Here is a 24196-nt window from a genome sequence, read left to right as displayed (position 1 = left end):
CTACAACCGCTCAGAACAGGTTTTGAAACCAAAGTGGTACCTGGGATGGCGAGTCTTAGTTCTATGAGGAGGTGCAGCAATGTACGCAATTATTGAAACTGGTGGTAAGCAATTCAAAGTAGAAGAAGGTCAAACAATCTACGTTGAGAAAGTCAGCGGAGAAAACGGTGACTCAGTCACTTTTGACAACGTACTTTTCATTGGCGGAGGAGATGACGTGAAAGTCGGCGCTCCATTCGTAGATGGTGCTTCTGTTACAGCTAAAGTTGAGAAACAAGGCCGTCAGAAGAAGATCACTGTCTTCAAATACAAGCCAAAGAAAAACTACAAGCGTAAACAAGGTCACCGTCAGCCGTACACAAAGCTAACGATTGATAAAATCAATGCGTAAGGCTTGTGTATCATGATAAAAGTACTGATATACCGCAGAGACAATGAAATGAATGGTTTTGAGATATCCGGCCATGCAGAAAGCGGTCCGTTTGGAAATGACCTCGTGTGTGCAGCCGTCTCAGCTGTTTCGTTTGGAGCAGTAAATGCCGTCATGGAGTTATGCGGAGTCGAGCCGGCAATCGATCAAGGTGGTGAAGGAGGCTTTCTCAAAGTCATGCTTCCGGAGGATTTGGAAGCAGAAACAGAAAGCAAAGCCAAGTTGCTGCTTGAAGGAATGCTGGTGTCGCTACAGACTATTGAACGAGATTATAATCAATATATATCGATAACAGAACGATAAGGAGGTGCATCCCATGCTACGTCTAGATTTGCAATTCTTTGCCCAAAAGAAGGGTGTAGGTAGTACAAAGAACGGCCGTGACTCTGAGTCCAAACGCCTTGGAGCCAAGCGTGCTGATGGACAATTTGTTTCTGGTGGATCTATTCTTTACCGTCAACGTGGTACCAAGATCTATCCAGGTACGAACGTAGGTCGTGGCGGCGACGATACACTATTCGCGAAAGTTGATGGTGTTGTGAAGTTCGAACGCTACGGACGTAACCGCAAAAAAGTCAGTGTTTACCCAGCTGCACAAGAAGCGTAAACCGCTGGCATTTATAGAAAACCAAAGCGAAAAGCCGCGCTATGCACTGCATCAGCGCGGCTTTTTTCTATTAGGCTTTAATAAATCTCACTATTCAAGTAAAGCTCCCTTTAATGGAAGACTCAGTTTCGAGAGAAACTGTTTCCGTTATGGTGTTGAGCGTTTGGAGGTCCGGGAAATTACTCGCTTTCCATGGGCGTACGGTGAGCTTCCTCGGGCTAAAGCCCTGCGGGATCTCACCATGTACTATTCTCCCATTAGAGTCTCGCAATTTCCCGGCCCTCCTTGTGTTTATGAGAGATACGGAAACATTGATATGAGTACTTCAATTAGAGGGGAGAGCTACTTAAAAAGCGTGCTTGTAACCAGAGTTAGTAGGATACATCTGCATGTATAGCAGGGTTCTTTTCTCCCATCCTTCGGATGGGGTGGTTGGGAAACTGCGAGACTCCCGTGGGAGAAGGATCTAGGCGAGATCCCACAGGGCGAAAGCCCGAGGAAGCTCGCCAGTTCCCCCACAGGAAAGCGAGTAGTTTCCCAGCTGCCCCTGTTACTTTTAGGGTAAAGAACCCTAAATATCTCGAAATCAAGTCTTCGACTTTTCGGCACTGTAATTGAATAACCAGATTTCGCAGAATTATTTCAAGTGCATACGGCTCGGGGCGGTCGCCTTTGCTGTTGATTTTTGCTATAATTCTTTTATTACGTTATCAGGAACGGGAGGGGCTTTCATGCGTGCGGATGAAGTGATGGAACTACTGCGTCATGCCCGGCATGATTGGATGAATGAGCTACAGTTAATTCAAGGTTATGCTTCCATGGGGAAAATGGATAAGGTAAAAGAGAAAACCAACGATGTTATGCAAAAAGCCGAAAAAGAACGGCGGTTGATGAATCTGAACACCCCGTATTTAAGCTTATGGCTCATGTCTTTCAACTGGCACCATCCATTTTTTCGCCTTACATACGAGGTTAAGGGTGAAACTGTCGATTTACGCCACAAAGACATCACTTTATATGCCCACTGTGAAGAAATCATCCGTGTTTTTGAACGTTTCAGCGATTCTTCCACCCTCTACCATGGGAAAGTAAGAATCGAATTGCATACAAGCGAACGAGTAGAAATCAGTGTAGTGTTATCCGGTGAATTTGTGGATATGCCGCATTTACAATCAACGATACAAGAAAAAGAATTTATCACAGCAGTTGAAATTGACGATATAGAACAGTATCATCAAGTAACAGCTAAAATGAATGTAGAAGTAAAGAGGTGACCGGCATGTTCGTCGATCAAGTCAAAGTTTATGTTAAAGGTGGAGACGGCGGTAATGGTTTAGTTGCTTTCCGCCGAGAAAAATATGTCCCAAATGGGGGCCCGGCTGGTGGAGACGGTGGTAACGGTGGAGACGTCGTCTTTGAAGTAGATGAAGGGCTTAATACATTAATGGATTTTCGTTACCAACGTCATTTTAAAGCAAAAAAAGGGGAAAATGGCATGAGTAAAGGACAGCATGGAAAAAATGCTGACCCTTTGGTTATTCCAGTTCCTCCAGGTACAACAGTGAAGGATGCAGATACAGGAGAAGTGATTGCTGATCTTGTAGAACATAAGCAGCGTGCCGTAATAGCTAAAGGAGGCCGTGGTGGACGTGGTAATATCAGGTTCGCTACAGCACGGAATCCTGCACCGGAACTTGCGGAAAACGGTGAACCGGCAGAAGAACGGGATATACAGGTTGAATTGAAATTGATTGCTGATGTAGGGCTGGTCGGTTTTCCTAGTGTAGGGAAATCAACTTTATTATCGGTTGTTTCGGCGGCAAAACCGAAGATTGCTGATTACCATTTTACTACACTGGCACCAAACTTAGGCGTTGTTGAATCAGGTGACCAACGAAGCTTCGTCATGGCCGACTTACCAGGTCTGATTGAAGGTGCCCATGAAGGAGTGGGGCTCGGTCATCAGTTTCTCCGTCATGTAGAACGGACAAGAGTCATTCTCCATGTAATAGATATGGCTGCTACGGAAGGACGCGACCCTTATGAAGACTACCTGACAATCAACCAGGAACTGTTTGAATATGATGAGAGGTTAAAGGATAGACCTCAAATTATTGCAGCCAACAAAATGGATATGCCTGGTGCTGATGAACAATTGCAGGAATTCAAGCGAAAACTGGATGGCGAATATCCTGTCTATCCCATCTCCACTCTGACAAAAGAAGGGCTGACGGATTTACTATTTGCTGTAGCAGACACGCTTGATCAAATACCTAAAGATAACACACCAATAGAGGAGAAAGAGGAACGTGTGCTTTATAAATACGAGCGGGAAGACGTTCCTTTCAAAATTACCCGTGATCCCGACGGAGCTTACGTGCTTTATGGCGCTCAAATTGAAAAATTATTCAAGATGACTGACTTTAACCGGGATGAGTCGATCCGTCGCTTTGCACGGCAAATGCGTGGGATGGGTGTGGATGATGCCTTAAGAAAACGTGGCGCCAAGGACGGGGATACGGTTAGGCTGCTTGATTATGAGTTTGAATTTGTTGAATAGATGAGGTAGTACCCTGAGAAGCGCAAGAGACGCTGTAGAAAAGGGGGATGTAAATGGGGGAGAAAAAAGAACACTTTTATCTTGTCAGAAGTGACGTTTTGCCAGAGGCTATGAAAAAGACGATTGAAGCCAAGTCATTGCTTGAAAAAGGCAGTGTCGAGTCAATCTTTGAAGCCGTTCAGAAGGTCGATCTATCGAGAAGCGCCTTTTATAAATACCGTGATGCTGTCTACCCATTTCAAGAAATGGTAAAAGAACAAATGATCACCCTTTTTTTTCACTTGGAAGACAGGAAAGGTTCTTTATCCAAGCTGTTGGCAGCGGTTGCGAAGGCAGGGTGTAATGTGCTTACCATTCATCAAACCATCCCATTACAGGGAAAAGCGAATGTCACTTTATCGCTGAATACAGCAGGGATGACAATCTCGATCGATGAATTGATTCAAAGGTTAAAAAAGGTGGATTTTATCAATCGTGTTGATCTATTAAGTACAGGAGCATAACAGCAAGGAGGAAAAAAAGACATGCCAGAATCTGAACATAACCAAAAGATTGGATATTTAGGGCCAAGAGGAACTTTTACAAAAATGGCGGTGGATGCCTTGTTCAAGGAAGGGGAATTCACAAGCTATGAGACGATTCCGGCATGCCTGGATGCCGTGGAGGCAGGAGAAATAGATACCGGAGTAGTTCCAATAGAAAATGCAATTGAAGGGTCTGTTCATTTAACGATTGATTATTTGACCCACCATGTCGACTTGCCGATTGTTGCTGAGATGACTGTCCCAATAAAACAGCACCTCCTCGTCCGGGGTGATTATAACCCGGACAAGGACAGGATCATCGAGGTGTATTCGCACAGTCATGCAATTGCCCAGTGTCATCAATATTTGCATAAACACTATCCAGGGGCAGAACTCTGCTATACATCTTCGACAGGGAGAGCAGCAGAAATAGTCGCCGAATCTGATAAACCGATAGCAGCTATAGGTAATCATTTGGCTGCCGAACAAAATGGATTGACTATCTTACAGCATGATATCCATGACTATGCTAATAACCATACCCGTTTTGTTGTGGTTCAAAAGCAGCCGAAGACACTAAAGATTCGCGATCATGTACCGACCAAACAAAAAACGATGGTAATGGTGACGTTGCCGAAAGATTATGCTGGTGCGCTTCATCAAGTACTCGCTGCGTTTGCCTGGAGAAAAATGAACTTATCCAAAATAGAATCCAGGCCAATGAAAACGGGTCTGGGAAATTATTTTTTCTTGATTGATATCGATCAGCCCTATGACCAAGTGCTGTTTCCGGGAGTGGAGGCAGAACTTGAGGCCTTAGGATGTTCATTGAAACTGTTAGGAACTTATCCAAGCTTTGAGTTGAATGTTTCTACGCCAGACCTTCAGGCAGCGGAATAAAAATTAACCGGATCACGAATAGCCGTGATCCGGTTTTTTGTATGCCTGAATTATTTGATTTGGTAACGGATATACGCCCGGCTGAATAGATATGAGTGAAACTTGTTTAAAAAAGTTTAGGCTTTTTCATCAACTTTTCCCATCCTGTGCATAAGTTGTTATGAAGATTTCTTGTTCAAATCGTTTGATTTGTATAAAGAAAGGAGCTACTAAAGTGAGAATTCATATCGTTCAGAAAGGTGATACGTTGTGGAAAATCGCTCAAAAGTATGGAGTTGATTTTGAACAACTGAAACAAATGAATACCCAGTTATCCAACCCTGATATGATTATGCCAGGGATGAAAATCAAAGTACCACAGGGAACAAAGCAAGTGAAGAAAGAGGCACCGATGCAAAAGGAAAAACCAAAAGAAGCACCAAAGGTGCCTTATAAGAAGGAGGCCCCTAAACCAATTCCGAAAGTTAAAGAAGATGAGAAAGAAAAACCGATGGTGCCTCCGATGCAGCAAATGATGCCAATCCAAATGCCGATGATGGAACAACAGCTGCAAAACTACTACACGACCTTCCACTTGCCGCAGATGCCTTACCAGCCTCCTGCACCACCGAAAGAAGAAGTCAAAGAGGAATCACCGGAGTCAGTAAAAGAAATGCCGCAGGTTCAGCCGGCAATGCATCATCCAATGCCATTGTGTCCGCCTGGATACTACCCGGTGTTCTGCCCGCCGATGCCATGTCCCCCAATGCCACAAGGTCACTTGGTTCAAAGTGATTTTCATTGTGAGGATGATATGGAAAGTGCTTATAAAGGAGCTTATCACCATGGCCCAATGCCTCAAGTGCAGGGCATGTGGATGCAGGATGATGAAGAATCTGCAGCCATGCCGCCGCAAATGCCAATGGCTGATGACTGTGGTTGTGGCGGAGGGAAAACGGGAGCTATGCCGATGTGGGGACACCAGATGCCTCCGCATATGATGCCAGGCTACGGTATGCAGCAGCCGATGCCATATCAGCAGCATGGCCAGATGATGCCTCAGATGCAGGGAATGCCTCAGATGCAGCATGGAATGGCTCCCTACCAGCAAATGATGCCTTGGGGCGGTCAGCAAATGGGACAGATGGGTTATGGTCAACCTGGCCAGCCACTCCCAGGAGGTATGGGAAGTCAGATGCCGTATTCTTACGATTTTGACGATGATGAGGAGTAAGTACCAGGGCGATTCTAAATGGAATCGCCTTCTTCCTTTTTTAAGCAGAAAAGAAATGACTGTGGAAGATGTCAAGAAGATTAAACAGGATGTCTATTGGGTGAAATCCCAAGGAAATGAGTATGCGCTGAAATGTTATGAAAGTCTTGAAAAACTAGAAAAACAACATACTTTTTTCGAACAATGGAAAGAAGCAAGCCTTTATGCTGCAGAACCTCTTTCTTACCCTGATGGCAGTTGGGTCATTTCTAATGCTGATGGCGAATGGGGATTGTTTAAGTGGTTAAAAGGGGATCATCTGCTTTTTGCCTATAAAAGTGACCGGTTAGCCGCAAGCAAAGTAGTGCAAGATTTTCATACCAGCACAGAGGGAATAGAAACTCCACTGTTACTTCAAAATCCACTCTATATTAAATACCAGCGAAGACTGGAACAGTTCGAAAAAACATTTCCGGCATTCTCCTATGGGGGGAATCGGACTTTATTCCAGGAACTTCACCAATTTGCGAGCAAAACACTGGATGACTTCGAGCGTCTGAACTGGTCTGCCATTGAGGAAGATGCTTGGGAACGAAAAACTTGGCTGCATGGTGATGTTGCTCATCATAATTTCATCCGAACGCGGGATGGTTCAGTGAAGCTGATTGATTTTGACCTTTTACAAATGGGACCGGAACTGTACGACGACATTCAGTTAGGTCAAAGGTTTTTACCCCATACCCATCATTCATTAAAGGAGCTTACTGTTTATTTTCATGCTACCAAGTGGAAAGAAGCGTGGTTGAAAGGGATTCTCGTTCCAAGTGATTTAATGCGTGAGTGGCTTTATGTCTACCGCAAATATAAGAGGCAAGACCAGAAATTGGCAGGCCATCTTGACTGGCTGCATGCTGCCTGGAAAGACAGGAAGGAATTTGTTGAAAAAGTTCAGCATGTGCTAAGATAAATAATTATAGCTGTAAAGGAGAAAAGAATGATGCAAGCACATGTAGACGCCATTGTTGAATGGCTTCAGCAAAAAGTAAAGGAAGCAAATGTAGAGGGTCTTCTGGTAGGTGTCAGTGGAGGTATTGATTCAGCGGTTGTGGCAAACTTGATTAAACTTGCCTGCCCGGAACATTCACTTGGGGTGATTATGCCGTGTAAAAGTAATCCAAGTGATCAGAATTATGCTCAAGGTGTAATTGATGCTTGTGAGATCGATCATATGACCGTTGATTTAACGGAAACCCATGAAACAATGTTCTCAGCAATAAAAAAACAATTACAGAATAAACAAACATTCAATCATGAACAGGAACAGCTCGCCGATGCTAACCTTCGTGCTCGCCTGAGAATGAGTACGTTATATACCTTAGCGACTAACTATCGTTATTTGGTAGTAGGAACAGATAATGCAGCGGAATGGTATACTGGTTATTTCACTAAATATGGGGACGGAGGAGTAGACCTCGTACCGTTAGTGAATTACACTAAAGGCGAGGTTCGCGAAATGGCCCGTCATTTAAATGTACCTGCTGAAATTATTGATAAAAAGCCCAGTGCCGGATTATGGGAAGGGCAAACAGATGAGAATGAAATGGGTACCACTTATGATATGATTGACAAACATTTAAAGGGAGAACCAATCCCTGATAAAGACCGTGAAATCATTGAATCCTTACATCGACGCTCGGCTCACAAACGCCAGCTTGCGGCGGCACCACCCGTTTTTGATATGTGAAAAGTGGGTTAATTTGACAGATTAAAAAAACCTCCTTAATCCAACATAAAGGAAAAGGAGGTTTTTTTATGTGGAAACAGTTAGTGGGAAGTACCTTTGTTATAGTTTTAGTTCTGGCAGGGTGCAACACACAGGAAACTCGTCAGAATGACCGGAATAACAACACCTACGATCCTTTAGAAACGACAGAACGGGGGAATTCAGAAACAAATAGCGAAGAATTGCGACGTGGAGATCCTAATAAAATAAAACGGGATGCGGAAGAGGATATGAGGGACACCACCTATAATATTAGCAATCGTGCCCATGATAATGACTTCTATAACGAAAAATCAATGGAAGTCACACGTGCCGTAAATGAATTACCACAAGTATCGGTGGCCAGGGCGATTGCTATCGATGGTCGTATCCTGGTTGGTGTTGTGCCTACTCCTCATGCCAAAAATGATCATGACTTGAAGAATAAGGTCAGAAATAAAGTGGCAGAGGTATCAGATGAAAGAGATGTAGTTATTCATATCAACCATAGTGATTGGGATGAAATGAAAGATCTTGATGCCAGAGTGAGAGCTGAAAAAGCACCGGAAAAAGTGAGGGAGGAAATAAACAAATTTATTGAGCGCTTCCAGCTGAATAATGACAGTTGATGACATTTCTCATTCTTCAATGATTCTTGCCAATATGATATAGTAATAAAAGAAATTAGATACTATCGTGTTGGAGAGGAGAATGTCCAATGGCTGGTCATTCTAAATGGAAAAATATCCAGAGACGTAAAAATGCGCAAGATGCTAAACGCGGAAAAGTATTCATGAAAATGGCACGGGAAATATTCGTGGCAGCTAAAGAGGGGGGTGGGGATCCGGAAATGAACCCCTCGCTCCGGCTGGCTGTTGATAAAGCCAAAGCGAGCAATATGCCGAATGAAAACATTGACCGGGCCATAAAAAAAGCTACCGGCGACCTTGACGGTGTCAGCTATGAAGAGATGACTTATGAAGGTTATGGCCCTGGAGGAGCAGCCGTCATGGTTAAAGTGTTGACGGATAATAAAAACAGGACAGCCGCCGAAGTTCGTCATGCATTTAATAAGAATGATGGCAATCTTGGTGAGAATGGCTGTGTTTCTTACATGTTCGATCGTAAAGGCTATCTCGTTATTGAACGTTCCGCCCATAATGTCGAAGAGGACGATCTAATGCTCGAGGTTATCGAAGCTGGTGCAGAAGAGCTGGAAACTAATGAAGAAACCTTCGAGATTTACACGGAACCGGAAAGCTTTTCAGAAGTTAAGAAAAAGCTTGAACAAAGTGGTTATACCTTTGAAACTGCCGAGATTTCCATGTTCCCTCAAACCTATACACCCCTTGGTGAAAAAGAGACCGAAAAGATGTTGAATCTTATTGATACGCTGGAAGACAATGATGATGTACAGGATATCTATCATAACCTTGAAGCGGATGAAGAGGTATTAGAAAAACTAACTTGAAATAATCCCTGATTATAATAGCTTCTATTTCTGGGCAAACTGGAAATAGAAAAATGCGTCAAGTTATGGTATATGTCAAAACTTAAATCATAATTGTCTGTGATATACGTTCTCTTGAATAAATTGTAAATTCAATATAGGGAGCGTGTATCATTTTGTTTATTGAAGACTTGTTAAAAGAATACTTATTTCATTTAGAGTTTAAGGGATACTCTACTAGAACACAGCGAAGTTATAAGACCAACTTAATGGCATTTCTCAAGTATGCTGAATCAGAATTTGGGATAACTGAACTTGAAGAAATAAAATCGACTCACATTAAGCAATATGGAATGTATATGACCAAAAAGGGCAGGAAAGCTACTTACATTAACAATATCTTCAAAGCGGTAAGAAGTTTTATCAATTATTGTATTGATGAAGGTTATTTGATGCCGAAATTCAGCCCAACTGCTAAGGTTCAATGGCTAAAAGAATCCAAGCCTGTTATCAATGCTTTTACTCCTGAAGAAATACGTGACATGGTCAATGCTTTTAAAACCAATACATTCATTGAAGCAAGAAATAAGTTGATTATTATGATGTTGGCTGATACGGGGATTCGTAACTTGGAATTATGCCAGCTTATGCAATCCAATATTGGTGCTACCACAATAAAAATTGTGGGAAAAGGAAACAAAGAACGTTATATTGCCATTTCACCAGCACTCAACAAATATCTGCTTAAGTATCGTCGGATACGTGAGCATTATTTAAAAAATGATTTTAATGGACATGATAATTTATTTTTATCATTCACTGGCAAACCTTTGACCGTAGAGGCTGTAGAACGTGTTGTGAAGGTAGCTGGGGAGCGTGCAGGTATCACTCGAGACATACGTATATCACCTCATACGATACGCCACACATATGCTCAAATGATGTTAATGAACGGTATAGACGTTTATTCGTTAAGTCGATTGCTCGGTCATGAAAATATAAATATTACTAAGAGATATTTACAGTCTCTACAAGACGAGCAAATTGTGGAGAATAGCATTAAATCATCCCCATTAATGAATATGTAAAACAAAAGGTTTTCTAAAACCAGGATTATTTTATATGAAGCGGTTCATACCGCTTCATTTTTAATGCTTCTAATTATATGAAGGCTGACTGTAATGAACCAGCATTAGTAGTTTAAGCATTAGAGGAGTTCTGTGTTACTCTCAGAAGCTTTACTATAGGGCAAAGGGGTTTGTTGAGACTCACTTCAGAGAAGCACCAGAAGCGGTTTTTGTCACTCGGGAGGGTAAAAGGATTACAAGGAATGGAGTCCAGTTATTTATAAAGCGACTGAAAAAAGATTTAGGTATTCAAGGGGACTTTTCACCACATGCTATGAGAAACGTATTTATTAAAAGGTTGTTGATGAATAAAGCAAATTTAAGGGAGATACAATTACTTGCCAGGCATTCCAAAATAGAGGTAACTAGACAGTACATTGGTTATTTTCAGCATGAACTAAAAGAAATTTTAGATGAACACGACCCTTTAAGAGGTTTATTGTAAAAGAAAAGAGGGAGATTTTGTGGACAAGAAAGCATTCATGGATAAATTGGAACATTTCCTACCGAATAATTCCAAATCATTTCTTGATAAAATGGTTAACATAATAGAGCTTGGTTCAAAAATGGGTACTCAATTTAACGATATAGAGACAACGAGTATACGAAGAGAAGCTAATGTAATGACAGCTTATTTTTTTAGAAATAGCGAACTTGAAGAGGTTCATGCTTCTAATGGGACAGAAGTATTAAACAGTAATTTTTTGGATGAACTAATATATAGCAATTCTGCTTTATTTCAAGAATGGTTAGAAATGAGGGAAGATTTTAAGTATAACAATGTTCGTATTATATATGATTTTATTTTACAATCGTATGAACTAATGTACACGAAAAGATGGGAGATAAACCCAGTTATATTTAGTATTCCTCCACAAGGTGAAATTGAGCATTCTTTTAGCTCACAAGAATTTAAAGATTTTTGGGAGACATTAACCAAATATAAATCAGGTAACTCTAATGCTTTTCTAGCAAATATTAAGGATTTTTGTATCGGTGGGGCAAAAAGGCTGCAGAATAGCACAAGCATATTTGAATATGAGAGTGAAGTAAATGAGTCACGAATAATAATGGAATACTGTTTTTCATTAAGTGTACCTACAGAATGGTTAGGAAAAGACGCACTTACAGATGAGAATATGAAGACCCTAATGATAACAAGTTCCGAAAAACTTTCAGAATGGCTTACTTTAAAAGATTCACTAATATTAGCGGAGGAAGATGAAGTATATTATGAACTCCTTTACTTAATGGGGGTATCTCTTGATGTTGTATAGGATATAGAAGAGATTTTTATGTATGTAAAAAGCAGCCGTTTTAGGCTGCTTTTAAATATATAGAATAGGTTATGTTTTTATCTTAAGATTACCTTACGTGTTGGGGGGGGGGTTGATGTTATTTCCATATGACAGTCGTTAAAGTTATATATGATGTGACTTCCTATCATTTTGTTTCTATGTGTTCTAGTCCTTATATATTCAGTAGCTTTATCCGCACGAATTTTGTTAGTTCCATTATTATCTTTAATTGGAGTAAGAGTAAATGAATTAACTACACCATCTAATGTCAAACAATCTGTTTTAACTACTTCTAAATACATTAATATTCTTCCTTTTTTAGAGAGTTATTTTTCTATCACTTCACGTCTGTTATTTAGTGAATCGAATTTGTAAGAAGAAGACTACTTAAGTTTTGTTTGGTTGGTAAATCTACTACACCACATTGTTGTGAATCTCATATCAATAAAGCCTAATTTTAAAGAATAACAATCTGATTTTTATGGTAGATTTTCGCATATATATTAAGGTATTCTAGTCCTGTTCTTTTCTTAACTTTCTGAGTACATAATGCACATAAGGCAATACATTGACCTTTCTGAAATCCGATTTTCAATAATTGTTTGTTGTTAAGTAAAACAGATACAGATGGCGTACACTTGATACCTTTAGAATCGACTTTCGCCTTACCCCATTTAAGGTCTATAGCATACTTACCTAGCTCTTCTACAAAACGTATATTATGAATTTTACCTTCTATACAAATTGGATGCCTTTCTTGCCAATTTAATCTTTTTAGGTATTTATGTGCTTCTAGATAACGCTCAGGTTCATAATAAAACGATTCCCATTTTACCTTCCTATTCTGACAACTAATCTCTACAATTGAATGAAGTTCCTTTTTATCCTCTAATGAATTTCGCAGTTCTATAATCTTTTTCATCGTCGCAAGGTATGAACTTAACTTTCCCTTAGATTGATACTTTTGTTCTTGGTTAACAGTCGTATTGACCGATTTCTTTTCTTCCCTTGAAGTATTATTTATGTCTTGAGGTATTGATTTATGAAGCAATGTAAGTCGTAAGTTAAACTTACTTTCATTTATACTTTCTAGTATAGCGTCAGACTCTTGCGCTATAATAGTTACTTGCCCCAAGGTGTTAAAACGGCAAGATGACTTGTGTTCAATCCCTTTTCTACGTATAAACCCTGCAGAAATCATCTGTTTGTTACGTTCATGCTCCATGCGGAAAGTAATTTTAATATTGCAATCAATGCATAGCAAACCTTTCCTTAACGACTCGTCCTTAGAAACATCAGTTGGGACGATAACTTTTCCAAGTATTTTAGAGAACGCTTTTTCCATTGCTACAGCCATGCCATTATCCTTTCTACATAAGATATAAAGGTCATTGGTAACCATCCTAATGTAACTATTATTGTTAAATATTGTATTATTAACAGGGAGAACAATCAATTATTTATGTAAAATATGGTATTATTTACTTAATAAGTGAATGGGAGGAGAAAAAAATGTCGTCTTATAAACATGACCCAAAACCAGAGATACTTAGAATTGAAGAGTTAATAATGAAAGTAAAGAGTGGAGATATTAAATTACCAAAATTTCAAAGACCTTTTGTATGGAAAAAAAACGATATTTTAGCATTATTGGATAGTATTTATAATCGGTATCCTATAGGTAGTATTTTATTGTGGTTAACAAAAGAGAAATTGGCTAGTGAGAGAATGATAGGAGACTTAGAAATCAACGAAAGGTCAGATGAGTATCCAACCAACTATTTATTAGATGGTCAACAAAGGCTATCGACTTTGTGTGGAGCTTTGTATTGGGCGGGGGACAATCCAAAAAGTGAGTGGAATATTGCATTTGATTTAGAAAAAGAAACTTTTATACATCCAGAGGGTGAAGAAAAATCAGAATATTTCCCACTAAGTAAACTGTTAGGAACATTTGATTTTATTAACCAATGTAAGCGCTTCGAAGGACATCCCAAACAAGAAAAATTTGAAGAAAATGCAAGAGCTTTGTTACAATCCGTCAAAGATTATAAGATTGCTGCAGTGACTATAGGAGATATGAAAGTCAATGAAGTAGCCCCTATTTTTGAGAGGATTAATAGCACTGGGAGAAGACTCACCATGGTAGATTTAATGAGAGCAGCAACATGGAGTGGAGATTTTGATTTAAGTGATAGTATTGAAGACGTCCGAAATGCTATCAGTTCAAAAAACTTTGAAGGAGTTAAAGAGGTTGAGATTCTAAGAAATATTTCTTCAGCTAATGGACATGGATTTAACAAAGATGACATTAACAGACTACGTGATTATAAACCTTCTGTTCTCAAAGAGGCATCAGAAAAATGTAAAGCTGCTTATGAACATGCAGTAGATTTTGTTACAAATGAATTACCAATAAGTTCAAATTCCTATCTTCCCTATTCACTGCAATTAACATTTTTAGTCGAGTTCTTTAACATAAAACCAAACCCTACTTTAGTACAAAGAGACGAATTGAAAAAATGGTTTTGGAAGGTTGCATTTACAGGGTACTTTGCTTCATTTAATACTGCGCAAATAACTATCGACCTTCAACAGATTAGAAATTTCGCCTTAGAGGAAATAGAGCATCTGGAGATTACAAAGCCCATAGACTATGATAAATTTGTAAAAGAAAATTTTAGGTTGAATAAAGCTATTAGTAAAACTTTTGCTTTGTTATTAGCTGAAAATAAGCCTTTAAGTCTATTAGACGGTTCTCGAATAAATACAGACAGAGCTTTAGCGGTAATTAATAGGCATGAGTATCATCATATATTCCCTAAGGATTATCTTAAATCATCAGGGATAGATAATATCGACCCTCATGCAAATATATGCTTGTTAAGTATGGGGAATAATAGAACAATATCAAATTCTCGACCGTCAGTTTATTTCAAAGATTTAGAAGGTATATTGGGTGATAAGATGGAAGAGGTATTGGAGAGTAACTATATAAACAATGAGGTATACACAGCCGCTATAGACGAAGACTACGAAAAGTTTTTGAGCACTAGGTCTAAACTGTTAAAGGAAGCAGCAATGAGATTGAGTGGGGATAACTAGAAAACTTATCTATCTTATTAATCTTATTGTTTTAGTGTTTATGGTAGTGACAAGAATGAACTATATTAATAAAAAAAGAAAACAATTGCCTTTTAAGTTTATTGAATCTCCTCCAGGGGGTTGGAAGAAAGAGGGATTTGAAGAGGATTTCAAAGTTCTTTCGAAATGTATAGTTCCCAATAGGCAGATATAAATGGTATTGTGTAGAATGCCATGTTAAGAAGATAAGCAAACATGCCTTTTATGAAGCTAAGCAAAGAATTGAGAAAAGGGCAAAAGGAAGAAGAAGACGTAAATTAGTCGAATTAAATAAGCATTTATAACCTTAGAGCACTGTCTCACAGAAGCTGTTATAAATACAGAAAATGCGCCTTAAGGCGCGTTTTCTGTATTGGTCTTCTCAACCTCACTCAATTATTGATGATAACTCTCTTTGGGTTAATCTACTTAAGATGTCTTCAGGAGTAACATGATTTTCTCGTAGTGCTCGAATTAGAACATTTCTAAGATTGGTCTTAACACCATATATCAATTCATTTAAGCCACTCCGTAGTACATTCTCTATACTTGTTGCTAGTTCAAGTATTTCAACTGGGCTTAAGATGAATATTCCATCCGTAGCATGCTGTGATGCTTCTTTGACCTTGTTTTTTGCACAAATCATTACAAGTGTAATTTCTTTATCATAATCCAAATTGTGCTCCTGCTTTACCCAACTCGGTTGCAAAGCAACTTGTCTAATATCTTCAAAAGGAATATAACCTTCTTCATCTTCTATGTTAGTTTTTGCTTCTAAAGATACCCATGTTTCTCCAATATTCCAAACGCCGTCTGGAATACCATCACCATTTGGAGGATTTTCTGCATAAAAACCTAGAGTTGTGCCTAAAGCTTTCAAAGCAGGTTCAAAGTGATGAGCTTCCTTATTACGAAGACCATCTAATATTTTTGCCCATTCATTATTAAACTTCTTATCCCTATCACCAAATGAATTTAAGTATTTGCCAATTCTCTCAATTTGTAACTCCATTTCATCGCTGTGTACTTCAACTTCAGTTTCTCCAATTAGGTTGATATCTCTTTTATCTAGCCAAATTTTGTTATTAGATGCTTTTAGACTTTTAGTTAGGTATTTCTGAGTTTTCTCCGTATCATCTTGAATTGTTGCTACACAAGCGATTAAGTAGTTCCACCATGCTCTATATCCTTTGAGTGACTCATTTCTTCCGAGTTCATTGAGCGCTTTATTAGCTGCTTCATGTGCGTCAGAGTATTCTTCATTCCATAGACTATATATATACTCAATTTCAGAACTAGTAGAATCGTACAATTGTATAGAACTCTGATTAGATGGGTGGTTTTGTTTTTGTTTTAGTAACTTACTCTCCTGCTTTTCTAAAAAGCTTTCTACTTTTGACCATTCCCCTGATTTATCGGAAAAGTATTTGATAGACTCATGCCAAGTTTCAACATCCTTTATAAAGTCTATTTGTTTAAAGCCGAAATCCATTTCTGCATGAATATCAGCGGGAAGAAGTCTTTTGAACTCTTCTTTATACAGGTAGTCACCAACGTATTTACCTGTAAACAACACTACTGCAGAATCACTCTTACTTCGTGTACATCGACCTAAGCCCTGAATGATTCTAGTTAACAACTTACTATTCAATAACTCAGTTGCATTTAATCTATCTTGTAAAAACTTTTCTTCTACACTTACTGCTACTGGTAAATCATGAATAATTTCTAACCTGCATTCATCATCTTTTAGGTCAATGCCTTCATATCTTCCAGATAGTGCTAACACAGCTTTATCTTTATTAGTGAAATTTGTAAGGTTATCTTCAATATCGGTGTTTTTTAAAAGGCTAAAGTCAGGTAACAGTTTTCCCATACATTTTTCCACTTTACCCAAGCTTTTATTGGAAGGTGTGAGTATTAAAGCCCTATTACTATTGTTAATTGTTTCAACTAAAGCACGTTGTAATTCTTCCCCTTCAAAATGGTCTTCTGGAAACAATATCAGCCTTCTTCCAGATACTTTGTTGGAATAATTAGCAAATTTATTGATATAGTGTATGTCTGGCACGCCAAACATTCTCTCTAATTCACCAGAAGTACCAATTGTAGCAGACATGTATATTCTCTCTTGAGGGTTATTGAATGCTCCATGTGCTTTATTAGGTGAGATAACAGGCTTAATCACAATGTTTGAATGATTAACAAAAATTTGGCATGCAGGAATATTATTCCTAATTCTGCTCCAAGAGTAATAAAGGTCAGTATCATCGGTACGAGAATCAAGCAAACTTCTTATTGAATCAATCTTTTTGTACCACTGGGGAAATGAAACAATATCTATTCCATCGGTCATTGGGTCATAAGTTCCATGAGTAAGTTTGTCATAAACATTTGGTGCGAGGCTATCTCCTAATGTAGTGATTAATGCCTCAAATATGTCTGGGTGACTTTGTCTATTAATATCGACAGACCAAAAATCATTAATTGCATATTCGGTAGCATGAGCATCATCAAAAATTATTAGGTTGGAATCATCAAATGCTGGATTAATATTGAAAATGTGACCATATGTAGTAACACAAATAGCTTCCGACCTCTGGTATTTCCCTAAGTCAATCTGAGAAAACTCTTTTGCTCTACCAGTTAACAATACAGCAGAAATACCATATTCTTCGAGTAATTTGTGTGTTTGAGAAGCTAATTGCCTAGTTGCGCAAGCGTAGACTACTCTCCAGTTGTTATTTAACCTATTAAATTCTGATATAAGTCCTCCAACTAAGGTTTTTCCGTGACCTGCAGGCATCTCAATTGCAAAATCAGAATATTTCTCTCTATTATCTTCGTACTCTTTTAGTGATTCTCCTTGTTCATGAGAAAGCCTTTCTAATTTCCCCAGTTTATTAAATAAGTCAATTGTATCCGTGTACTGGTTGTCTTCTTCGTCTGGAATAAAAAAACTCAATTCACTCTCTCCTCTCATATCGTAATATAGGAATATTATAACATTTAAGAGAATTATAGGGGGTATAAAAAAGTGAGCTCTAGACTACATTACAGAATGTGAAGTGGTCTTTTTGAAGTGAATTAAATGTTTACTATTAAGGTGATTTAGTACATTAGTAATTTACTGAATTATCTGAAAACTATTTGCCTTTTATTAGTAGATGCTTTATGCTTCTTATGGAAATTAATTTATAAGGTGGTTTAGAGATGCGTAGTTATACTCATGTAAAGGGTTTTAATATAACTGGGTTAGAGGGAGTTGTAGGAATTTATCTATTGATTGATAAAGACAAACAGGTAAAATACGTTGGTGCTTCAAAAGCTGACTTTAAAAATAGGTTGCAATCTCATTATTATCATCCTAGCCAAAAGTTAACTGATGATATTAATTATTTGTGTGTTATAAAAACCGACCCGAGAAATCAGACGGTGTTGCATGTACTCGAGCATCTAATTATTAGGTACTTCCAACCAGACAGAAATAAAGGGGGATGGCTTTTCTTTGGTGGAAAGGCTGCATATAAAAATATAGCTATTGATAATGGCTTGAAAATAGAAAGTAACAATATAAAAGACTATTTACTAGAGTTCGATGCGTGCCTAATCAAAAGGGAATGGTTTGAAAATGGTGAATTCAAAAAATATGGAGAAGTCCAAAAGTTCGCTGATAATATAATATGCTGCACTAATGAATACAACTGTCTTTGTTACAACTGTTTAGTAGATAGGTATGATGCTTAATTATGTCTTGGTCGTGCAACTATTATGAAAGGGGTGAGAAAAATGATTGGACACAATTGTAAAATTTACAAAAAATGCAAGGTGTGTGGCCTGGTCAAATGGTTTCAAGATTTTCCATCTAAAGGCAATGGGAAAAGAAAGTCTTTTTGTAAGTCCTGTACGCCTAATAGTAACAGTGTGTTACTACCGTCAACAGTTTATAAAACGGATGTAAGCCACTTGAGCAATACCGGTAATATTAAGGTAAGATTGAAAATTCCATCAAAGAGAAAGATTGAATACGAGGTATCCTTTGAACAAGCAGCAAAACTGGTCGACGAAGGTATGGCTGGAATAGTACATGATAGGCTAATTCATAAGTTTTACGATGAGAAAACCTTTAGGAATTTAATTTTAAAAAGGGACAACAATATTTGTTACCTGTGCGGAAAATATGGTAACACTATCGACCATATTATACCTAAATCTAAAGGAGGTATTACAAGCCTTAAGAATTGTGTATGTGCCTGTGAAAAATGTAATAAAAGAAAAGGAAACTTACACTTGCAGCAGTATCTCTTTTATATTGAACCCTTATTTCCAAGTGATAACTTATTAGAACAGCGCTTAGAACAATATTTGGATATTAGTTTACAGTTGGTGGACAGTTTGAGCTTAAAAAATGCAAATGCTGAATTTGATAGGGGAAGTTTGGAAAGCTTATTGAAGAAATGTAAAGATATAGAATTATATGTAAAAAAACTCTTAGAAAATAGTAATAAGGAAAGCGAAAGGATTATGTAGTAAACTATAAATTGGTTTGAAAATATAACCTCTTGTTTTCACACATTCTACTTTGGGAATTTACCGATACGAAGCCAAAACATCATAGCTTTTTATACGTCACCACCTTTATTTACTAAGGATTTTTATGGTGGTTTTCGATAAAGGTTAAGTTGAAGGTGGAATGTTCAGGATAGAAGAAATTAATTATAGAAAGATGGTTGAGGTTTTGAAAGAATTTATTAGTATGAGTCCAGTTCAAATTATAGACGCAACGTGTGGAAAAGGAAAAACTTCTTGGGCTATTCAGAGTATGAATGAAGCAGATGAATCTGAGAAATTTATGTTCATTACACCTTTTTTATCAGAGGTAGACCGTATAAAAAAATCTGTTACAAGTAGAAGATATTCTGAACCAGAGGTTGATAAAGACAGCGTTACGAAATTAGATAGTCTAAAGAAATTAGTGAGGCATGGAAAGAATATAGTGAGTACCCACGAGTTATTCTCAAATATTGATGAGGCAACTCTGAAATTTATTAAATCCAATAACTATACTTTGATATTAGATGAAGTAGCAAACGTTATTGAGCAAGCGCAAGTGTCAAAGGATGATATCAATTTGTTACTTGGACACGACGGTAATGAACCTTACGTCACAGTTGATGAAAATGGATTTGTCAAATGGAAAAGAGAAAATTATGATGGAGCTTTCAAACGGATTGAGAGGCTGGCAAAGACAAACAATTTAATGATTTTTAATGATACAGCAATGTTTTGGACTTTCCCTGTCTCAGTATTTAGAGCCTTCAAAAAAGTTAATATACTAACTTATATGTTTTGGGGACAGTCACAGCGATACTATTTCAAGATGTTTGGTGTTCCAATGTATTTCAATTCGGTAGAATTGGACAAAGTTACTAGCCGATATAAATTAATCCCCTATGTGAAGCCTACAAAAGAAAATGTAGCTTTCCTAAAACAAAGAATTAACATTTATTATCCTTTGAAACCAAATGAAAAAGACATGAATGCTGTGGGTGAAAAAAGGGGAGCATTTAGTAATAATTGGTTAACTCATCAAGTGAAAGATAAAGAAATGGTCAAGCTCATTAAAAGTCATGCTTATAATTTCTATTGGAACAAATGTAAGGTTAAATCTGAGCAGATGATGTGGACGTGTTTAAAAGATTTCGAGAACAAAATAACACCCAAATCTGCTAAAAAACAATTCGTCTCACTTACTGCCAGAGCAACAAATGATTATATAGATAAGGAAGTTTGTGTATATCTTGCAAATCGTTTTATGAACCCAGTTGAAAAGAAATTCTTCCAACATCATAATGTTAAAGTGGATGAAGATTTTTGGGCTTTATCAGAACTAATTCAATGGTTGTTCAGGAGTAGAATAAGACGGTATGAAACCATTGATTTATATATTCCTTCTAGTAGAATGAGAGGCTTGTTAGAAACGTATCTCAGTGGAGAAGCTGTTGCATGGTTTGAACAGGAAAAAACTTTTATCACAAACTCGAAATAGCTATGTAAGATTTTGCATAAGTGATTATGTAACCCCTTTATTTTACTGCTGTTTGCTGAAAATTCCTTATAAAAGGAGAATAGAAATTTGCATAAGTATTGTAATGGAGTTGTTATATACATGTGTTAATCGGAGCAAAGCGGAGATTAGCACATGGTCGAGGAGGAGCGAGTGAGGCACGAACGAGTGACGGGCTGAACAAGCCAGCCCTTAGGGTTGCCACCCCGTTACTACGCTAACGCTTCGTTACTCCTAGGCAGTTGCTAGTTCTTCACTATCGTTCAGAACTGCAACTTTATAAGATTTAATATCGAATCTACACATATAACAATGGTGTGTTGATGCAGTAGAGTTGCACTAGATACCTGATTGGTTAATTTATTAAAAGGTGGGAAAAAAGGGGTATGAGAAGAATGAGGGTCTCTTAATTGAGGCTCTCTTTTTTTGTAGTTTATTGGGAAAGGGAGTGAATTCTTTTCAGGCATTAGAAGAAAGGTTGAAAAAATAAAGAGATGCTTCTTTGGATGGCGTATATGGTATGAACAAGATGTACATTGAATTAGAATGAAAAGTTGGTTTACTGTAAATCAAACTGTAAATCCCTAAAAAAACGTTTGTATTGCAATACTTTTAGCTTTCATTGCAATACATTTGTTTATGACGGGATTTTCTGAAAAAAAGGTTCACTTAATGGCTTGTTTGATGCAATTGCAACTGTATCATTTTTCGAAAAGTTTCCCTGCTTACTTCAAATTAATTATCCCCGCTCTCTAATTTTGGACTCATCGGAAAAAAGAGAACAGTTTGAGATGCAAATACTAAATCAAGGTATTTGAACTAGGATAAAGGAGGAAGAAAATATGGATGAACAAGTTGTTAAAAAAAGTGTTAGCTTAAGAGCTGATATTTCTGGTTACCCTCATACCCAATCGGAGAGGTTACATGGAGGGAATTTTAGTGCTTATCTAACTTACTTAATTTCAAAAGAAAAAAAACGGAACTTCTTTAGATGAACAGGCAGATGAGAAGGTTTCCCTCACAAAAAAGCAGTATGAATCATTCATGACTAGTGGAAAAGTAGTTTATCACATGATTAAGATGCTTGATAAGGATATTAACCTTAGGAAAAATCACGTTTCCCTCCACCACGAGTCATTAATAGATTTAGTAAAATTAATGCTCAAATGTGATAATGCCAACAGCATAGATAAGGAAATCGACATATCAGTAAGGTTTCAAATTGTTTCGATAGGTTTTTAAATAGAGGGTATAGAGTGGAGGAAAACGGCTTTTTTATTGTGCATGAAAGGTGCAAATACTTAAAAGTTATTGCACCTTTTTAACATCCTTGCTATACTCTTCTTCAATAGGTGCAATAACTTAGTGTAATAAATAGTACAACAAATAACTGGTGAAGAGTGAGGAATTGATGATGAAATATGGATATGCAAGGGTCTCAACAGTAGCACAAGATTTAAAGGTTCAAATCCAAGCATTACAAGCTGAAGGATGTGATGTTATATTTAAGGAGAAATACACAGGTACTAAAACAGATAGAGCTGAGTTTAATAAGGTTCTTGAGGAGCTACAAGAAGGCGACACATTAGTCGTTACAAAACTAGATAGATTTGCAAGGTCAGCACTTGAAGGTATTCAAACAGTTAAGGCTTTATTTGGAAGAGGAGTTAAAGTTCACATCCTTAATATGGGGCTAGTAGAAAACAGCCCAACAGGCAGACTGATTTTTAATATTCTAAGTTCATTCGCAGAGTTTGAGCGTGATATGATTGTGGAACGTACTCAAGAAGGTAAAGCATTGGCTAAGCAACGTGAGGATTTTAGAGAAGGTAGACCTAGAAAATATTCAAAAAAACAAGTACTACACGCAGTAGAATTACTTAAGAATCATACATACAAAGAAGTTGAAGCAATGACTGGCATAAAGAAACGAACGCTAATTTACAGGAAAAATGAACTGAAGGCTGAACAATTATAAGGGACTCCCCTAGGGGTCTCTTTCTTTATGTGGCTGCTATTGGGGGTGTATTTCCACATTCTCAAGGGGTTCAAAACTTATATAAGCCCAGTGCCCCCTTATCTACACGACACAAAATTTGAAAAAAAGGAGCTATTAAAATTTTGGTGGTCTTTTTCTATATATGGTGTGATTTTCCTGCATATAAACTATAATTAAGTTTAAGAACTATGAAAGGAAAGTTGATTATGAATACTGAGATAGAAGAGTTCCAAAAGACAATATCACGGGAGTTAATTGCCATAAAAGATAGGGTAAGAAAATTAATTGGTGATGCTCATTGGGGAGAAGAAGGCAGATACAAGGAATCTATTCTAAAGAATGTAATTAGTCGCTTTCTACCCAGAAACTTAAGCTTAGGTACTGGTTTTATAGTCTCCATGAAGAGAAAAGAAGTAAAACGTTCGGGTCAAATAGATATAATAATTTATGATAATTCATATCCTTTACTTTTTAGTGAAGGAGACTTTATAGTAACGACACCAGATAGTGTAAGAGCTTTAATTGAGGTGAAAACTTCTGTCTCCAGTGGAGATATTATACCAATTATTAGAAAGGCAACAGAAAACGCAGCTTTAGTACCAAAAGCAAAATTTAATGGGATTTTTGCTTTTGAAAAAAGTGGTATTAAGATACAAAAAAGTAAAATAAACCAAAACTTAAGACAATCATTATATGAGAGTAAAGGAGCAGTTAACCATTTGTGCCTTGGGGAAAAAATATTTATAAAGTATTGGAAAAGTGGAGAAAAAAGGACGCAATTAGTGGATAATGTGTATAGCTTTTATGATATACAAGAACTTGCATTTTCATATTTTATATCTAATTTAGTTGAAAGTATAGCCCCAAAAAAGGTTCTCGATAAAACATGGTTTTTATATCCTATTAAAAAGCCAAATGGTAAAGAGGACGCATTAATAACTGATTTATCGATAAGAAAACAAAAATACCAGTCTTAAACAGTTTTTGCTTAGGGGGAGGAGAGTTTGTCAAATAAAGTTTCCATAAAAGTGGAATCAAGACAAAATGCCCTCTTAATAAAATATAGATATTATTACTTCTATTTAATAACCTTTGTTTCAAAAACCCAACACTCAACCACAAAAAAACAACATCAAGAAATAATAGTTAGAGCCACA

At 37.5% G+C, this 24196-nt stretch carries 25 protein-coding genes and 1 other annotated feature (1 of these 26 cut by a window edge); of the genes, 22 read left to right on the top strand and 3 right to left on the bottom strand.

Features of this window, described 5'->3' with window-relative positions:
- Window positions 1-66 (top strand) — a sequence feature (ribosomal protein L21 leader region) (it extends 6 nt beyond the left edge of the window).
- Window positions 67-79: 13 nt separating this feature from the next.
- The 15 genes from rplU (at window position 80) to B9Y67_RS19435 (ending at window position 11829) form a co-directional block, all read left to right on the top strand.
- Window positions 80-391, top strand: coding sequence for a 50S ribosomal protein L21 (gene rplU, locus B9Y67_RS19505; RefSeq protein ID WP_062447024.1), 312 nt, complete (start codon window positions 80-82; stop codon window positions 389-391).
- A gap of 12 nt (window positions 392-403) precedes the next feature.
- Window positions 404-733: a ribosomal-processing cysteine protease Prp gene (locus B9Y67_RS19500; RefSeq protein ID WP_085509004.1), complete on the top strand. Its 330-nt coding sequence runs from the start codon at window positions 404-406 to the stop codon at window positions 731-733.
- A gap of 13 nt (window positions 734-746) precedes the next feature.
- Window positions 747-1037 carry a 50S ribosomal protein L27 gene (gene rpmA, locus B9Y67_RS19495; RefSeq protein WP_062447020.1) on the top strand — a complete coding sequence of 97 codons (291 nt, stop codon included), beginning with the start codon at window positions 747-749 and terminating at the stop codon, window positions 1035-1037.
- 731 nt (window positions 1038-1768) lie between these two features.
- Window positions 1769-2311, top strand: coding sequence for a Spo0B domain-containing protein (locus B9Y67_RS19490; RefSeq protein WP_085509003.1), 543 nt, complete (start codon window positions 1769-1771; stop codon window positions 2309-2311).
- 5 nt (window positions 2312-2316) lie between these two features.
- A complete protein-coding gene (gene obgE, locus B9Y67_RS19485) occupies window positions 2317-3597 on the top strand; it encodes a GTPase ObgE (protein ID WP_085509002.1) in 1281 nt (426 codons plus the stop codon).
- A 53-nt stretch (window positions 3598-3650) separates the two neighbouring features.
- The gene (locus tag B9Y67_RS19480) at window positions 3651-4100 is read left to right on the top strand and encodes an ACT domain-containing protein (RefSeq protein WP_062447012.1); all 450 of its coding nucleotides are present in this window, start codon (window positions 3651-3653) and stop codon (window positions 4098-4100) included.
- A gap of 21 nt (window positions 4101-4121) precedes the next feature.
- Window positions 4122-5021 carry a prephenate dehydratase gene (gene pheA, locus B9Y67_RS19475; RefSeq protein ID WP_085509001.1) on the top strand — a complete coding sequence of 300 codons (900 nt, stop codon included), beginning with the start codon at window positions 4122-4124 and terminating at the stop codon, window positions 5019-5021.
- A 214-nt stretch (window positions 5022-5235) separates the two neighbouring features.
- Window positions 5236-6234, top strand: a complete 999-nt coding sequence (gene safA / locus B9Y67_RS21180) for a SafA/ExsA family spore coat assembly protein (RefSeq protein WP_369668776.1) — start codon at window positions 5236-5238, stop codon at window positions 6232-6234.
- 55 nt (window positions 6235-6289) lie between these two features.
- Complete coding sequence (locus B9Y67_RS19465) at window positions 6290-7180, top strand: phosphotransferase (protein WP_176224061.1); 891 nt, start codon at window positions 6290-6292, stop codon at window positions 7178-7180.
- Between the two features lie 30 nt (window positions 7181-7210).
- On the top strand, window positions 7211-7957 hold the full coding sequence (nadE, locus tag B9Y67_RS19460) for an NAD(+) synthase (RefSeq protein ID WP_085508998.1): 747 nt from the start codon (window positions 7211-7213) through the stop codon (window positions 7955-7957).
- Between the two features lie 68 nt (window positions 7958-8025).
- Window positions 8026-8604, top strand: a complete 579-nt coding sequence (locus B9Y67_RS19455) for a YhcN/YlaJ family sporulation lipoprotein (protein ID WP_085508997.1) — start codon at window positions 8026-8028, stop codon at window positions 8602-8604.
- An 89-nt stretch (window positions 8605-8693) separates the two neighbouring features.
- Window positions 8694-9446 carry a YebC/PmpR family DNA-binding transcriptional regulator gene (locus tag B9Y67_RS19450; RefSeq protein WP_085508996.1) on the top strand — a complete coding sequence of 251 codons (753 nt, stop codon included), beginning with the start codon at window positions 8694-8696 and terminating at the stop codon, window positions 9444-9446.
- A gap of 155 nt (window positions 9447-9601) precedes the next feature.
- Window positions 9602-10513: a tyrosine-type recombinase/integrase gene (locus B9Y67_RS19445; protein WP_085508995.1), complete on the top strand. Its 912-nt coding sequence runs from the start codon at window positions 9602-9604 to the stop codon at window positions 10511-10513.
- A gap of 103 nt (window positions 10514-10616) precedes the next feature.
- Window positions 10617-10997, top strand: coding sequence for a tyrosine-type recombinase/integrase (locus B9Y67_RS21175; RefSeq protein ID WP_085508994.1), 381 nt, complete (start codon window positions 10617-10619; stop codon window positions 10995-10997).
- 19 nt (window positions 10998-11016) lie between these two features.
- The gene (locus B9Y67_RS19435) at window positions 11017-11829 is read left to right on the top strand and encodes a hypothetical protein (RefSeq protein ID WP_085508993.1); all 813 of its coding nucleotides are present in this window, start codon (window positions 11017-11019) and stop codon (window positions 11827-11829) included.
- Window positions 11830-11906: 77 nt separating this feature from the next.
- Here the strand turns inward: B9Y67_RS19435 and B9Y67_RS19430 are convergent, their stop codons facing one another.
- Window positions 11907-12152, bottom strand: coding sequence for a hypothetical protein (locus tag B9Y67_RS19430; RefSeq protein ID WP_085508992.1), 246 nt, complete (start codon window positions 12150-12152; stop codon window positions 11907-11909).
- Between the two features lie 155 nt (window positions 12153-12307).
- On the bottom strand, window positions 12308-13207 hold the full coding sequence (locus B9Y67_RS19425) for a hypothetical protein (RefSeq protein WP_085508991.1): 900 nt from the start codon (window positions 13205-13207) through the stop codon (window positions 12308-12310).
- Window positions 13208-13362: 155 nt separating this feature from the next.
- Here B9Y67_RS19425 and B9Y67_RS19420 point away from each other — a divergent pair, with 155 nt between their 5' ends.
- On the top strand, window positions 13363-14955 hold the full coding sequence (locus B9Y67_RS19420; RefSeq protein ID WP_085508990.1) for a DUF262 domain-containing protein: 1593 nt from the start codon (window positions 13363-13365) through the stop codon (window positions 14953-14955).
- A gap of 406 nt (window positions 14956-15361) precedes the next feature.
- On the opposite strand, the gene B9Y67_RS19410 is transcribed toward B9Y67_RS19420, so the two are convergent.
- Entirely contained in the window at window positions 15362-17938 is a 2577-nt protein-coding gene (locus B9Y67_RS19410; protein WP_176224060.1) for a helicase C-terminal domain-containing protein, read from the bottom strand.
- Between the two features lie 248 nt (window positions 17939-18186).
- Here B9Y67_RS19410 and B9Y67_RS19405 point away from each other — a divergent pair, with 248 nt between their 5' ends.
- The 6 genes from B9Y67_RS19405 to B9Y67_RS19380 all read left to right on the top strand — a co-directional run bounded on the left by B9Y67_RS19405 (window position 18187) and on the right by B9Y67_RS19380 (window position 24016).
- Window positions 18187-18720, top strand: a complete 534-nt coding sequence (locus B9Y67_RS19405) for a GIY-YIG nuclease family protein (protein WP_085508987.1) — start codon at window positions 18187-18189, stop codon at window positions 18718-18720.
- A gap of 42 nt (window positions 18721-18762) precedes the next feature.
- Window positions 18763-19503, top strand: coding sequence for an HNH endonuclease (locus B9Y67_RS19400; protein ID WP_176224059.1), 741 nt, complete (start codon window positions 18763-18765; stop codon window positions 19501-19503).
- A gap of 163 nt (window positions 19504-19666) precedes the next feature.
- Complete coding sequence (locus tag B9Y67_RS19395; RefSeq protein WP_254901847.1) at window positions 19667-21022, top strand: DEAD/DEAH box helicase family protein; 1356 nt, start codon at window positions 19667-19669, stop codon at window positions 21020-21022.
- 860 nt (window positions 21023-21882) lie between these two features.
- Window positions 21883-22035 carry a hypothetical protein gene (locus B9Y67_RS20830; protein ID WP_176224058.1) on the top strand — a complete coding sequence of 51 codons (153 nt, stop codon included), beginning with the start codon at window positions 21883-21885 and terminating at the stop codon, window positions 22033-22035.
- A gap of 419 nt (window positions 22036-22454) precedes the next feature.
- Window positions 22455-23018, top strand: coding sequence for a recombinase family protein (locus B9Y67_RS19385; RefSeq protein WP_085509250.1), 564 nt, complete (start codon window positions 22455-22457; stop codon window positions 23016-23018).
- A gap of 227 nt (window positions 23019-23245) precedes the next feature.
- Entirely contained in the window at window positions 23246-24016 is a 771-nt protein-coding gene (locus B9Y67_RS19380) for a DUF6602 domain-containing protein (protein ID WP_085508984.1), read from the top strand.
- Window positions 24017-24196 lie beyond the last annotated feature (180 nt).

This window comes from Thalassobacillus devorans (assembly GCF_900176565.1).
Lineage (GTDB): Bacteria > Bacillota > Bacilli > Bacillales > Halobacillaceae > Thalassobacillus > Thalassobacillus devorans_A.
This window is presented reverse-complemented; position numbering and strand designations above follow the sequence as displayed.